This is a genomic window from Amycolatopsis sp. NPDC049253 (assembly GCF_040678995.1).
Classification (GTDB): Bacteria; Actinomycetota; Actinomycetes; order Mycobacteriales; family Pseudonocardiaceae; genus Amycolatopsis.
On the sequence record NZ_JBFAQX010000008.1, the window covers coordinates 210,715 to 224,038 of the forward strand.

12 protein-coding genes are annotated in these 13,324 nt (G+C 73.7%); 2 read left to right on the forward strand and 10 right to left on the reverse strand.

What is annotated here, in order from left to right:
• Positions 1-26: 26 nt before the first annotated feature.
• The 4 genes from AB0K15_RS20660 to AB0K15_RS20675 form a co-directional block, all read right to left on the reverse strand.
• Entirely contained in the window at positions 27-416 is a 390-nt protein-coding gene (locus AB0K15_RS20660) for an ATP-binding protein (protein WP_364052533.1), read from the reverse strand.
• A 71-nt stretch (positions 417-487) separates the two neighbouring features.
• Complete coding sequence (locus tag AB0K15_RS20665; protein WP_364052536.1) at positions 488-1,138, reverse strand: response regulator transcription factor; 651 nt, start codon at positions 1,136-1,138, stop codon at positions 488-490.
• A gap of 88 nt (positions 1,139-1,226) precedes the next feature.
• On the reverse strand, positions 1,227-2,327 hold the full coding sequence (locus AB0K15_RS20670; protein ID WP_364052539.1) for a glutamate--cysteine ligase: 1,101 nt from the start codon (positions 2,325-2,327) through the stop codon (positions 1,227-1,229).
• A gap of 17 nt (positions 2,328-2,344) precedes the next feature.
• Positions 2,345-3,538 (reverse strand): amidohydrolase, encoded by a 1,194-nt coding sequence (locus AB0K15_RS20675; protein ID WP_364052542.1) that lies wholly within the window; start codon positions 3,536-3,538, stop codon positions 2,345-2,347.
• 128 nt (positions 3,539-3,666) lie between these two features.
• Here AB0K15_RS20675 and AB0K15_RS20680 point away from each other — a divergent pair, with 128 nt between their 5' ends.
• Positions 3,667-4,569, forward strand: coding sequence for a hypothetical protein (locus AB0K15_RS20680; RefSeq protein ID WP_364052545.1), 903 nt, complete (start codon positions 3,667-3,669; stop codon positions 4,567-4,569).
• A gap of 153 nt (positions 4,570-4,722) precedes the next feature.
• Here AB0K15_RS20680 and AB0K15_RS20685 read toward each other — a convergent pair whose 3' ends face one another.
• The 6 genes from AB0K15_RS20685 to AB0K15_RS20710 all read right to left on the reverse strand — a co-directional run bounded on the left by AB0K15_RS20685 (position 4,723) and on the right by AB0K15_RS20710 (position 11,649).
• Positions 4,723-5,658, reverse strand: coding sequence for an aromatic acid exporter family protein (locus AB0K15_RS20685; protein WP_364052548.1), 936 nt, complete (start codon positions 5,656-5,658; stop codon positions 4,723-4,725).
• A gap of 226 nt (positions 5,659-5,884) precedes the next feature.
• Positions 5,885-6,598, reverse strand: a complete 714-nt coding sequence (locus tag AB0K15_RS20690) for a TetR/AcrR family transcriptional regulator (RefSeq protein ID WP_364052551.1) — start codon at positions 6,596-6,598, stop codon at positions 5,885-5,887.
• Positions 6,599-6,721: 123 nt separating this feature from the next.
• Complete coding sequence (locus tag AB0K15_RS20695) at positions 6,722-8,215, reverse strand: pyruvate, phosphate dikinase (RefSeq protein ID WP_364052554.1); 1,494 nt, start codon at positions 8,213-8,215, stop codon at positions 6,722-6,724.
• Complete coding sequence (locus tag AB0K15_RS20700; RefSeq protein ID WP_364052557.1) at positions 8,212-9,021, reverse strand: SDR family oxidoreductase; 810 nt, start codon at positions 9,019-9,021, stop codon at positions 8,212-8,214. The genes AB0K15_RS20695 and AB0K15_RS20700 overlap by 4 nt, the downstream gene beginning before the upstream one ends.
• Positions 9,018-10,439 (reverse strand): aldehyde dehydrogenase family protein, encoded by a 1,422-nt coding sequence (locus AB0K15_RS20705; RefSeq protein WP_364052560.1) that lies wholly within the window; start codon positions 10,437-10,439, stop codon positions 9,018-9,020. Before AB0K15_RS20705 ends, AB0K15_RS20700 begins: the two co-directional genes overlap by 4 nt.
• A complete protein-coding gene (locus AB0K15_RS20710) occupies positions 10,432-11,649 on the reverse strand; it encodes a cytochrome P450 (protein ID WP_364052563.1) in 1,218 nt (405 codons plus the stop codon). The genes AB0K15_RS20705 and AB0K15_RS20710 overlap by 8 nt, the downstream gene beginning before the upstream one ends.
• 150 nt (positions 11,650-11,799) lie before the next feature.
• On the opposite strand from AB0K15_RS20710, the gene AB0K15_RS20715 reads away from it, so the two are divergent.
• Complete coding sequence (locus AB0K15_RS20715; protein WP_364052566.1) at positions 11,800-13,323, forward strand: AMP-binding protein; 1,524 nt, start codon at positions 11,800-11,802, stop codon at positions 13,321-13,323.
• The last annotated feature ends 1 nt before the right edge of the window (position 13,324 follow it).

Here is a 13,324-nt window from a genome sequence, read left to right on the forward strand (position 1 = left end):
TCCGGCTCACGCGGGCAGCTTCCGGCTCACTCGCGCGGAGCCCGGCCCAGCTCACACCACACGACCTTCCCCGACGCGCCGGGCGTGACGCCCCACGCGAGCGAGAGCTCCTGCACCAGCCGAAGGCCCCAGCCGCCGTCCGGACCGGAGTCGCGGGTCGCGGGCGGCGTGGCGCTCTCGTCGGCCACTTCGAGCCGGACCGCCGCGTCGCCGTACTTGAGCCGCAGCACGGGTTTCCCCTCACCGTGCTGCACGGCGTTGGTGGCCAGCTCGGTCACGATCAGCAGCGCGTCGTCGGTCACGGCGCCGAAGCCCCAGCCGGTCAGCGTCGCCCGCGTGAAGTCGCGCGCCTGCGCGAGACCGGCCACCGATTCGGGCAGCACGCACTCGGCGTCGACGGGCGCAGGGACCTCCACATCCCCACTCTGCTCGAACCGCCCGCCGTGCGGCAGACGCAGATCACCACCGCGTCACTGACGCAGGTGCATCAATCGAGCAGGCCCTCGCGCCGCGCGAAGGCGACCGCTTCGAGTTTCGAGCGCGCGCCGAGCTTCTCCAGCACGCGCTGCACGTGGTTGCGCGTGGTGTTGCGGGTGACGCCGAGGCGGTCGCCGATCTCCTCGGTGCTCGCGCCCTCCGCGAGCAGCTGCAGCGTCTCGCGTTCCCGCGCGGTGAGCGCCGAGCCGTTGCCGCCGGCGCGCCCGGTGAGCCGGTCGAGCACACCGGGCAGCAGGGCCGCGTCGAACACGACCTCGCCCGCGGCCACGCGCTGCACGGCCGACTCCAGCTGGTTGAGCGGCGCGGACTTGAGCAGCAGCCCCCGGCCGCCGGCCTCGGCCACGCGCGCGGCGACGGCCGGGGTGGCGTCACCGGTGAGGACGAGGACACGCGAGCCCAGCGCGGCGAAGTCGCCGATCGCGGCCACGGCGTCACCGTCGGGCAGGCGCCGGTCGAGCACCACGACGTCGGGCCGCAGCCGGGCCGTGTCGGCTGTCGCGGCCTCGCGCGAGCCGGCGCGCCCGACCACGGAAATCGCGGGAGAGCGCTGCAGGGCGAGTTCGAGCGCCTCGGCCACCATGTCGTGGTCTTCCACGAGCAGCACCCGCACCGGGCCGGCGAACCGAGGCTCGACAGGCATGTCGCTGCCTTTCCAACTGGGACTGGGCGGGTTTCGGAGCTGACCACTCATCGTAACGGGGTGCAGGCCTGGCCACCGTCCGGGCGGGTCAGGCCGTCGCCGGTCTCGCCGCGCCGGCCGGCACGGCGAAGTGGTCGACGACGTCGAGAGCGCTTTCCCGGTTCGCGAAGAGCCGGCGCTGGCGGTCGGCCCCACCGCCTTCGCGAGCGAGCCGAGCGAGGCCTTCGCGGACGAACTCGGTGTCCCCGGCAGCACGGAGGGCGGGGGCGCAGAGCTCCGCCAGCCGCCTGAGCACCTCGGTGGCGGGCAGCAGGTCGCCGGTGGCCGGGTCGGAGCAATGGCCGGTGACGCCCTCGCGGGCGGCGCGCCAGAGCTGGCCGCGCAGCACCTCGTTGGACAGGTGCGGGGGGTCGCCGGCGTCGAGCACCGTGGCCACGAGCGCGCGGCACAGCACGGCGAGCAGCGTGGCCTCTTCGGCGGTCGCGGCGACGTCGGCGACGCGGAATTCGATCGTCGGCTGCCTCTCCGACAGGCGCACGTCCCAGTAGACCATCCCGCGGTCGAGGATCGCGCCCGCGCGCAGCCACGCGTCCACGACGCCCTCGTAGTCCGCGTGCGAGGCGAACCGCGGCGGCGGCCCGGCCGAGGGCCAGCGTGCCCACTCCTGGTGGCGCCAGCTGCAGTACTCGGTGTCGAGGCCGTCGGCGATCGCGGAGTTGGCCGTGACGGTGAGCAGCGCGGGCAGCCACGGCCGCACGTGCCCGAGCACCCGCGTGCCGGTCTCCGGGTCGGGCACGGCGACGTGGATGTGGCAGCCGCAGGTCATCGTGGTGCGCGCGGTGGCGCCGAAGTGCGCGGCCATCCGCCGGTAGCGCGGTGTCGAGGTGATGGCCGGGAGCTCGCCGGGGGAGACGGGCGAGCTGGCGCAGGGGAGGATTCGCAGCGCGCGCCGGTCGGCCGCGAGGGCGAGCGAGGTCCGCATCGCCTGCAGCTGCTCGACGGCTTCGCCGTGGGTCACGCAGATGCCGGTCGCGGTCTCGGCCTGCGCCTTGGTGAGCTCCTGCTGGAGATCTCCCGCGCCGCTGTCGTCGGCCGATTCCAGCACGGCTTCGGCCGCGTGCGCCGGGCGTCCCCGGTCGTCGACGACGAGGAACTCTTCTTCGATCCCGAAGGTGAGCACATCGGCCATGGTGGTCCTTTCCGGGGTCAGCCCGTGCGCTCGGCGCGGGCCTGGTCGGCGAAGCAGCCCCACGCCTGGCTCACCAGAGCCGGGTGCGCCAGCAGGTCCACCGTGGTCCTGCCGAGCGCCGCGGCCGCCGCGAGGACCACCGAACGGGCTCGGGGGGACGCGGCCGCCGCGGCGAACTCCGGCGTGCGCTCGGCGTGGCCGGGATCGAGGATCGCGACGAAGGGATGGATCGTGGGCACCCTCAGGCTGACGTCACCGACGTCGGAGGAGCCGGGGAACACGCCCGGGTCCGGCGGCGTCGCGTGGATGCCGCGCGCGGCGAGGTGACGGGCGAAGTGGCCCGACAGCACGGGGTTGTCGCGGAAGTGCGCGCAGCCGGAGCCGAGCCGGTCGGCCTCGGCTTTCGCACCCGTGGCCAGGGCTGAGCCCTCGACGCACGCCGTCACGTCGGACACCAGTGTGTCGAGCGCCGCGGTGGTCGGTGCGGACAGCCCGAACCACGCCTCGGCCAGGTCGGGCACGACGGCGGTGGACTCGCCGCCGCGCGTGATGATGCCCTGCACGTGGAAGCCGGCGGGCAGGCGCGACTGCAGCGCCGCGGCCGCGGTGAAGGTCTGCACGAGCGTGGCCACCGCGTCGATGCCGCGGCGCGGCTCGGCGGTCGGGTGCGCGGCGCGGCCGTGCACGGTCACGCGCACGTCGGTGCGGGCGGTCAGCGGTGCCCACGTCCAGGAGTGCGTGCCCGGGTGAAAAACCAGTGCCGCGTCGACGTCGTCGAACACCCCGGCGGCGGCGAGGGCGGCCTTGCCCGTGGCCGGTTCCGCGGCGGGGCAGCCGACGACCAGGATCGAGCCGCGGTCGTCGCCGGTGACGGCCCGCGCGGCGAGCGCGGCCCCGAGGCCGGCGGCCGCGACGAGGTTGCGCCCGCTCGCGTGCCCGAGGCCGGGCACTGCGTCGTACTCCAGCAGCAGCGCCACGCACGGCCGGGTTTCGCCCTGGCGCGCGGTGAACGCCGTGGGCAGGCCGGCCACGCCGTGTTCGACGGTGAAACCCGCCTCGGCCAGCTCACCGGTCAGCGCGCGGACGGCCTCGTGCTCGGCGTTCGCCGGCTCGGGGCCCGCGTGCAGCGCGCGGGCGATCGACCACAGCCGCTCGTCCAGCCGCTCGATCTCCTCGTCGACCCGCTCGTGCCGGGTTTCGTCCGCCTCCATGCGCCACACATACCCACCCTCCTCCGATTCGATTCCGGCGGGGTCCGCGAGTGGGTAATTCGGCCGTGTGCCGAGCGCGGTCGGTGGGGAATTCTCGACGGAAAGCAGCCGAGTCGGACGGAGCAGGCATGACAGCGGGAAGCTACCGGGTACTGCCGGCCGAGGTGTCGTCGATCGTGAAGAACGTGGAGAGCCTGGGCTCCTCGGCGTTGTCCTCGACGCGCGACCTCGAGTCGCTCGTGATCGACGCGCTCTCGTTCGCCGGGATCGGCGGCGGGGTGGCCGCGGCGAACTCGACGCTGCAGTCGCAGCTGGTCTCTTCGCTCGGCAAGTTCGTGAGCCTCATCGGCGAGGTCAGCGGCAAGGTCCAGTCGGCGGTGCAGGGGTACACCGACGCGGACACGGCCGTGGCCCAGGGACTCGGTGGCGGCACTCAGGCTGCCGCCGGTGGTGGCGCCGCCGCGCCGGCCGCAGCTCCGGCGCAGCTGGACGACCGCGTCGTCGACTCGATCATGCGCTCGGAAGGCGCGACCGGCGAGCAGGGCGGCGTGCCCGAGGTCTACGGCTTCCGCCAGAACATGCACAACGGCTACGACGAGATCATGGCCGCGCGCACCCAGTACGGCATCGGCAGCCCTGAGGAGCACGCCGTCGTCGCTCGCCTCATGTCCGACAACGCCCGCACGGCCGGCGCCCTCAACTTCACCGACCCCGGCACCCAGGCCGCGGTCATGTCCGGCGCCCACATGCGCGGCGCCGGCGGCGTGCGCGCGATCCTCAACCACATGGGCGGCGCCGACATCGTCCGCAGCGCGGGCACCCTCGACCCGGCCGCCGTGCAGCACATCCAGGGCCTCACCCCCGAACAGTTCCAGCAGGACTTCCACGACGCCCGCATCGAGTATGACCGCCAGATCTACGGTGCCACGACCACCACGCAGGGCGGGCACACGCAGAACTGGTGGGACCGCTACGGCAACGGCCTCACGCAGCGCTATGACCGTGAACAGCAGGAGTTCCTGGGCTTGTAATTCGGCCTCGGCTCGGCCGAGGCGTGCGAGATCGCTTTACGCCGGCTTCTTCCCCCCGATGCCCAGGGGCAGCGCAAATCGCTCAGGCCAGAAGCCGGCGCGATCTCGAGCGGGGGGTTGCGACGGGTGCGGGCGGCTCTTGAGGGCGGAGGCTTACTCCGCGGGTGGTTCGCGCAGGAGAGCCGCGATGCGCCGCAGCGGCCGGCGCGCGATCGCGCCGAGGCGGGTGCCGTCGGTGTCGGCGTTGTGGAGGATGGCGGCTTCGGCGGTGGCCAGGGCGGACGGGGCGGGCGTGCCGGTGAGGACGGCGGTCACGGCGTCGGAGAGGGGGCCCGCGACTTCGGACGTGTCGGTCGGTTCGCCGCGGGCGGTGAGCTCGGTGGTGTCCTCGAAGTGGATGCGCACGAGGGTGCCGATGTCGGCGGCGGTGCGGGCGAGGGGCACGAGGGCGGCGAGACGGTCGGTCTCGGTGCGGCGCCACCACGGGTGGGAGCGCACGGCTTTCCGCGCCAGGGCGAGCTTTCCGGGCAACGCCCGGGCGTGGGTCTCGACCGCGCGCACCGACTCCTCGCCGGCGGGCGCCCGGAGGTTCTGCGCCAGTTCCGCGGCCGTCTCGTGGAGTTCTTTCACGAACGTGCGGGCCGGGTTCGCCGGCAGCAGCAGCGGCGCGAGCACCACCGTCACCCCGGCGCCGACGGCCGTCTCCCACAGGCGCGACACCGCGTAGGAGTCCGGGTCGGTGCTGGCGAACACCAGCAGCGCCGACACGGCGACCTGGATGTTGAGCGTGCCGCCGATGCGCAGGACGATGCCCACGGCGAGCGCCAAGGCCAGCACGAGCGCGAGCGCCCCGGCGGACGGTTGCACCACGCGCAGCACCAGGATCCCGATCGACAGCCCGCACACCACGCCGGCCAGGCGCGCCAGCGACACGTTGAACGTCGAGTACGGCGCGTCCCGCATGGACACCAGCGGCACGATCACCGCGTACACCGGCGGCTGCCGCGCGCCCAGCCACACGCAGATCTGCCATGCCACGGCCGCCGTCACCACGATCCGCAGCGCGAACGGACCGTCCGTGCGCAGCAACTCGCCCAGGCGGCTGTGTTGTCTGCCTCGGCTCCGCCGAGGCGTGCGAGATCGCCTCAAGCCGGCTTCTTCCCTCCCGATTTTCGCCCAGCCCAGGGGCTGCGCGAAAATCGCTCAGTCCAGAAGCCGGCGCGATCTCGCCCGGGGCTCACCGGATTCCCAGGTGCAGCCCCGCGGGTGTGGGTCGTCGTCATCGGCTCATCCTCGGGCCAAGCCTCGGATCCGTCTAGCGGTCGGCCACGAACGGCAGCGACCGGTACCAGATCTGGCCGATCACCGAACCGAGATCCTGGATGCGCTCGGGCCGCGGGGTCACCGGCAGGAGTCCGATGTGGACGTAGGCCATCTGCTCGATGAGCGATCCGAGGGCTTCGGCGTGGAGCTCGTAGTGGGTCTCCTCGATCACGCCGCTCTCGTGGAGGCGCCGCAGCCAGCGTTCGGTGCGGTGCACGAAGCCGGAGCGCACCTGGAGCCACAGCTTCAGGAATCCCTCGTTCTCGCTCGCCGCCGCGGCTTCGCGCATCACGCGCAGGAGGTGGCGGTTGCGCGCGTAGGAGTGCAGGTAGGCGATGGTCTGCTCCACGAGGTGGTGCTGCTCGTCGCCGGAGCGTGGCGCGGTGGCCGACGCCGCTGCCAGCTCCTCCAGGGCCGGCTGCAGTGCCGCGAGGAAGATGTCGTCGAGGCTGGTGAAGTGGCGGTAGAAGTTGCCTTGCGCGGTGTCGGCCCGGTTGGTGATGTCCGAGACGCGCGTGCGGGTGTAGCCGTACTCGGAGAAACACGCCGTGGCGGCCTGCACGAGCTTGTCGCGGGTCTGCGCGCCGCGCTTGTTGGGGCGCTTGTCCACGGCGTCGGGCTGGAGCGCGGCGATCAGCTCGCGGACGCGCACGCGCGCGGCCTCCGCCCGGTCCTCGCCGGTCGTCTCCTGCGTGCTACTGCTCATCTTCTGCTCACCCAACCGGTCATTCGCGTCCGCCGACCTTACTGTGCCGATCGTTACCAATCCGACCACAGTCACGGCCGAATGGCTTCGCGGCAACGGTGACGTGCCGCGCGGGGGTCCGGCCTACTTTTTGGCCGGATTCGTACTGTGCACCAGCGCGAGCAGCTCGGGCAGCGCGCCGTCGCCGCCGGTCCGCGCGGCCGCCCACTCGGTGAGCGTCGCCGCGGGACCGCCGGAGGTCGTGCCCGCTCCGCTCGCGCGGTCGCCGTCGAGCACCGCGCCGGTCGTGCCGTCGACGGTCACGAGCCGGCCGCGCAGCGCCTCCACCGTGCCGTCGCCGCAGCCGACCACGCACGGGATGCCCGCCTCGCGGCACACGAGCGCCGCGTGGGAGGTCGACCCGCCGTGCTCGGTGACCACGGCGGCCGCGGCGAACATCGCCGGCACGTCCTCGGGGGACGTGAACGGCCGCACGAGCACCACCGCCGTGCCGTCGTCGGCGGCGTCCAGCGCTTCGTCGGGGTCGGTCACGACCTTGCCCACGCCCAGGCCGGGTCCCGCGCCGGTGCCGCGGGCCAGCTCGACGCCCTCGGCCACGCCGGCCGTCTCCAGCAGCTGCGTGGCCTGGGCCGGGGTCACGCGGGTGAGCGCGGTGTCGGTGTCGATCAGGCCTTCGCCGACGAGGTCCACGGCGATGCGCGCCGCCGCGCCCGGCGTGCGCTTGCCGGCCCGGGCCTGCAGCACGTAGAGCGCGCCGGACTCGATCGTGAACTCGACGTCGACCATGTCTCGGTACTCGCGCTCCAGCACCCCGGCCAGGCGGAGCAGCTCACGGTGGTTGCCCGGCTGCGTGCGCGCCAGCTCGTCGAGCCGTGCCGGGGTGCGCTCGCCGGACACGACGTCCTCGCCCTGCGCCCGGGCCAGCCACTCGCCGTAGACGCCGGGCTCGCCGGTGCCGGGGTCGCGGCTGAACAGCACCCCGGTGCCGGACTCGGCGTCGCGGTTGCCGAACGCCATGGCCTGCACGGTCACGGCTGTGCCCCCGAGATCGGTGATGCCGTGGTGCTCGCGGTAGCTCACCGCGCGCGGCGAGAACCACGAGCGGAACACGGCGCCGATCGCGGCGCGAAGCTGCTCGCGCGGGTCGGCGGGCGGCGGGCCGCCCACGATGCCGGAGTACGAGCGCTCGAACCGCTCCCACGTGTCGGCCGCCCACGCGGGGTCGCCCGACTGCTCGGCCAGCGCGTCGCGCAGCTCCCGCGTGAGACCGAGGTTGAGGACGGTGTCCATCATCCCGGGCATGCTGCGGGCGGCGCCGGAGCGCACGGAGACCAGCAGGGGCCAGCCCGGTCCGCCGAAGTGGCGGCCGGTCCGGTCCTCCAGGTGCGCCAGGTGCTCGAGGACCCGCGCCCAGACGTCGTCGGGCAGCGTGCCGCCCGCGTGGTAGGCGGTGCAGACGTCCACGGTGATCGCGAACGCCGGCGGCACCGGCAGGCCGAGCGAACGCATCCGGTTGAGGCTGTGGGCCTTGCCGCCCACGAGGTCGCGGCCCAGCGGGCGCGTGCCGTCGAGGGGGAGCACGGTCTCGGTCGACTCGGGAGGTGCCGTGGTGGTCACCGGGTGGTCCTTTCGGTGCTGGGCTCGGCGGTGCTGGGCTCGGGCACCGCGGCCAGGTGCGTACGTGCGGCCGCCAGGCCGCCTTCGACGGGCAGGTCGATGCCGTTGACCCAGGAGGCCGCCGGGCTGAGCAGGAACGCCGCGGCGGCGGCGACCTCACCGGGTTGCGCATGCCGTCCGACCACCGCGCCGGCGCGGTCGATCGACTCGGCGCCCATCGACGCGCGGAAGTCGGCCAGGATCGGCGTGTGCACCGGGCCGGGGCTCACGCTCACCGCGCGGGCACGCGGCAGCAGCCGGGCGGCCAGCCGTGCGCTCCACGCGACGAGCGCGGCTTTCGACGTGTCGTAGGCGGCAGCGCCCGACAGCGGGAACTCCGCGAGCCAGCCCGCCAGTTCGGTCTCACTGTCCACAGTGCACAGCCGGTCGAGGGCTTCGGCCGGGAGAGTGTTGCGGTGGGCCGCGATGGACGCCACCGTCACCACGGCGCCGCCCTCGGCCAGCCGCGGCAGCAGCGCGTCGGTGAGCACGCGGGTGCCGACCACGTTCACCGCGAGCACGGTGGCGGCGGGCGCGGTGCCGGGCACACCGGCGACGTTGGCGATGCCGTCCAGCTCGGCGACGCTCGCCGCGGCCTCCTTCACGGCCGCGAAGTCGGTGAGGTCCACCCGCACGGCCCGCTCCACGGGCACCGGGATCTCGGCGCGGTCGACGCCGATCACAGCCACCCCTTCGTCCGTCAGCTGCCGGGCGAGCGCGAGGCCGACGCCGGACGCGGCGCCCGTGACGAGGATCCGGCGCGTCATCGCAGCACCGCCTGCACGGCGGTGAGGTCGGCGATGCCTTCGGCGCCGAGCTCCCGGCCGTAGCCGGAGTTCTTCCGGCCGCCGAACGGCACGCCGGGGCGCTCGCGGGTGCGCACGCCGTTGATCTTGACCTGACCCACGCGCAGTGTCCGCGCGAAGCTCTCGGCCCGGTCCGGGTCGGCCGACCAGATCTCGGCGGACAGCCCGAAGTCGCTGTCGTTCGCGACCGCGGTGGCGTCCGCCTCGTCGGTGTAGGACTGCACGACGAGCACGGGACCGAACACCTCCTGGCGCACCAGCGGATGCCGGGCGTCGAGTCCGAAGTAGACCCGCGGGCCGACGAAGAACCCGCGCGAGGGCAGCACTCGCTGCACCTGCGTCACCGCACGGTCGTCGCCGGCGGTGTCGAGCAGGTGGCGCACGCGGTCGCGCTGGCGCGCCGAGGCCAGCGGCCCGAACGTGGTGGCCGGGTCGCGCGGATCACCGGCGACCACGGCGTCGAGCGCGTCGGCGACGAGTGCTTCGACGTCGGCGAGCGCACTGCGCGGCACCACGATCCGCGTGGTCGCGTTGCACGCCTGCCCCGAGTTCACCAAGCCGCTCTTCACCGCAGCGGGGACGGCGCGCGCCAGCTCCGCGTCCGGCAGCAGTACGGCGGCCGACTTCCCGCCCAGCTCCAGCGTGGTCGACGCGGTGTGCCCGGCGGCGAGCGCGGCGACCGCCTGTCCGGCCGGGACGCTGCCGGTGAACGACACGTGGGCCACGCGCGGATCGGCCGCGAGCGCCTCGCCGGTGACGGGCCCGGTGCCTTGCACGACCGAGAACACGCCCGGCGGGAAGCCCGCTTCCAGCGCGGCGGCCGCGATGAGGTTCGCGTCGAACGGCGTGGCTTCGCTCGGCTTGAGCACCACGGTGGTGCCCGCGGCGAGCGCGGCGCCGACCTTCGCGATGATCTGGTGCGCGGGCATGTTCCACGGCGTGATCGCGCCGACCACGCCCACTGGCACGCGGTGCAGCTGCGCGCCGTCGATCTTCTCGGTCCACGGGAACGCCCGCGCGGCCGTGGCGAACGCGCGCAGCACCCGCGGCGGCAGCTCGCCCTGGCTCGCCATCGCGAGCGTGGCGGGCATGCCCATCTCCCGCGTGATCAGCGCCGCGAGCTCACCCGAGCGGGCCTCCAGCAGGCCGGCCAGCCGGTCGAGCAGGTCCGCGCGGTCGGCCGGTCCGGTCCGTTCCCACTCCGGGAGCGCCGCCTCGGCCGCCGCGACGGCCTCGGCGGTGAGACCGGGACCGGCTTCGGCCGTTTCGCCGATGGGCTGCTCGGTGTAGGGGTCGACGACGGGGATCGCGGGGCCGTCGGGCGTCCGCCAGGCACCGCCGACCAGGCACGCCGCGCGCCCCAGCCACTGCTCACCCACGGTCGCTCACCAGCCGCACCGGCAGCCGCTTGACGCCGCGGAAGAAGTTGCTGCGCAACCGTTCCGGCGGCGCCTGCACGTCCACGCGCAGGCTGCGTTCACGCAGGCGGCGCAGGAACAGCTGCGCCTCCAGCCGCGCGAGGTGCGCGCCGAGGCAGGCGTGGACGCCCCAGCCGAAGCCGAGGTGCTCGTTGGGCGTGCGCTCGGCGCGGAACTCGTCGGGCGCGGTGAACACTGTCTCGTCGCGGTTGCCCGAGGCGAACCACAGCACCACTTTCTGCCCGGCCTCGATCGTGCGGCCGTGCAGCTCGACGTCGCGCGTCGCGGTCCGCCGCATGCACAGCACCGGCGACACCCAGCGCACCATTTCCTCGACGGCGCCCGGGATCCGGTCCGCGTCGGCGCGCAGCGCGGACCACTGCTCCGGGAACGCACCGAACGCGATCATCCCGCCCGTGAGCAGGTTCCGGGTGGTCTCGTTGCCGGCGACCATGAGCAGCAGGTAGTACGCGTCGAGCTGGCCGCGGTTGAGCGGTTCACCGCCGGGTGCCGCGTGGGCGAGCACGCTCACCAGGTCCTCGGCCGGGTTCGCGCGCCGCTCGGCTTCCAGCTCGTGGAAGAACGCGAAGATCTCGTCGCGCGCGCGGGCGGCGGTTTCCGGGCCCGTGCTGTACTCCGGGTCGTCCGACGCCATCTGGTTGGTCCAGCGCTGCATGTGCGGGCACGCCTCGGGCGGCGCGCCGAGCAACCGGCTGATCACCAGCAGCGGCAGCTGCGCCGCGACCGTGTGCACGAAGTCGAACGTGCTGCCCTGCTCCAGCGCGGTGTCGAGCAGCCCGTCGATCACCGCGGCGATCTCGCCCTCGAGCGGGCGGACCTTCGCGGGCCGCACGTGCGGCACCACGAGCTTGCGCAGCGCCCCGTGGCGCGGCGGGTCCATGTTGTGGATGCTGGGTTCGCCGTGCCCCTCGGCGCGGCGGTCCGGGATCTGCGTCCCTTCGGCGGAGGAGAAGCTCTCGTGGTCGGCGGCGATGCGCTTGATGTCGGCGTACCGCGTGACCGACCAGAAGCCGCGGCCGCCGGGTTCGTCGTTCCAGTGCAGCGGATCGTGTTCACGCAGCTCGCGGAACGCCTCGTGGTCGGACCCCGTGGCGAACAGGTCCAGATCCATGAGGTCGACGGCTGTCGCGCCGGACGTCTGTTCGGACACCGCTGTCCCTTCTGTCGCACCTTGCTGGATTGCGAACGCTCAATCACTACATCACATCAGATCCCAGAACGGAAGGGCTAAGCACGAGCGTTGCGGTGGCGCTCGTTCGTGACATAGCATTCACAAACAATCGAGAAGGAGGTCGATGGCGTGTACCCCGCCCCGATTGCGCGTGAGCGGCCCGGCGCCCGGGCGTACGTGATGGCGCCGAGCGGCGAAAGCCTTACCTACGCCGAGCTCGAGGCCCGCTCCAACCAGGTCGCGCACCTGCTGCGCGAGCGGGGGATCGGCCCCGGCGGCACGCTGCTGCTCGTGCTGGAGAACCGGCTGGAGTGGCCGGTGCTCGTCGCCGCGGGCATGCGCTCCGGACTCTACGTGACCCCGGTGAACTGGCACCTGCGCAGCGGCGAGCTCGGCCCGCTGCTCGCCGAGGCGGTGGGTGACGGCACCTCGTGCGCGATCGTCACCAGCGCCGGCTGCGCCGACGTCGTCGCCGAGGCCCTGCGCGAGGTCGGCAAGCCGGCGCTGCTGCTGTCCGTGGACCCCGGCGGCGAGCCGGAGTTCCTCGGCGACGCCGTGGCCGGCTTGCCCGAGACGCCGATCGACGACGAGCTGCTCGGCGCGCGGGTGCTCTACAGCGGCGGCAGCACCGGGCGGCCCAAGGCGTTCCGTCAGCAGCTGCTCGGCGTGCACCCGGCCGACGCGCCCGCCCGCCACGCGGGTCTCGCCGCGACGCTGGAGCTGGCCGCCGACACCGTGTTCCTGTCGCCGGCGCCGAACTACCACGCCGCGCCGTTCACCTTCCAGCTCATCACGCTCTCGCTCGGCGGCACCGTGGTGTGCCTCGACCGCTTCGACGCGGAGGGCGCGCTCGCGGCGATCGCGGCCCACGGCGTGACGCACTCGCAGTGGGTGCCGACGATGCTGCTGCGGCTGCTGCGTCTGTCCCCGGACGCCCGCGCGCGCCACGACCTGAGCAGCCACCGCGTCGCGTTCACCTCCGGTGCGCCGTGCCCGCCCGAGGTCAAGACGGCGATCATGGACTGGTGGGGGCCGGTCCTGCACGAGTACTACGGCGCATCCGAGGGCTACGGGCACACCTACGTCGGCCCGCACGACGCGCTGGCGCACCCGGGCACGGTGGGGAAACCGTTGTCCGGCAGCGTGCACGTGGCCGACGACGCCGGGCACGAGGTCGCGGCGGGCACCGTCGGGAAGGTGTGGTTCGCGCCGGGCGGCTCGGCCTACCGCAACGCCGGCGACGCGGGCGCCGACCTGCGCACCGTCGGCGACCTCGGCCGCCTCGACGAAGACGGGTTCCTCTACCTCGTCGGCCGCGAGGGGCACACGATCATCTCCGGCGGCGTGAACGTGTACCCGACCGAGGTCGAGGACACCCTGCTCACGCACCCCGCGGTGGCCGACGCCGCCGTGATCGGCCTGCCCGACCCCGAGTTCGGCGAGGGCGTGACTGCCGTGATCGAGCCCGCCGGCGAGGTGAGCGGGGCCGAGCTGATCGAGTACTGCCGTGAGCGGCTGGCCGGATTCAAGGCGCCGCGGCGCGTCGAGTTCGTGGTCAGCCTGCCGCGGCTGCCGACGGGCAAGCTGAACAAAACCCTGTTGCGAGACCGGATCCTGTCCGGCGACTCCGGTGCATCCGGCGAAGGAGCGTGAC

What these genes read in the sequence shown, in the direction of transcription:
- AB0K15_RS20665 (WP_364052536.1), bottom strand. Translation starts at nt 1,138, where the DNA reads ATGCCTGTCGAGCCTCGGTTCGCCGGCCCGGTGCGGGTGCTGCTCGTG.
- AB0K15_RS20670 (WP_364052539.1), bottom strand. Translation starts at nt 2,327, where the DNA reads ATGGCCGATGTGCTCACCTTCGGGATCGAAGAAGAGTTCCTCGTCGTC.
- AB0K15_RS20675 (WP_364052542.1), bottom strand. Translation starts at nt 3,538, where the DNA reads ATGGAGGCGGACGAAACCCGGCACGAGCGGGTCGACGAGGAGATCGAG.
- AB0K15_RS20680 (WP_364052545.1), top strand. Translation starts at nt 3,667, where the DNA reads ATGACAGCGGGAAGCTACCGGGTACTGCCGGCCGAGGTGTCGTCGATC.
- AB0K15_RS20690 (WP_364052551.1), bottom strand. Translation starts at nt 6,598, where the DNA reads ATGAGCAGTAGCACGCAGGAGACGACCGGCGAGGACCGGGCGGAGGCC.
- AB0K15_RS20700 (WP_364052557.1), bottom strand. Translation starts at nt 9,021, where the DNA reads ATGACGCGCCGGATCCTCGTCACGGGCGCCGCGTCCGGCGTCGGCCTC.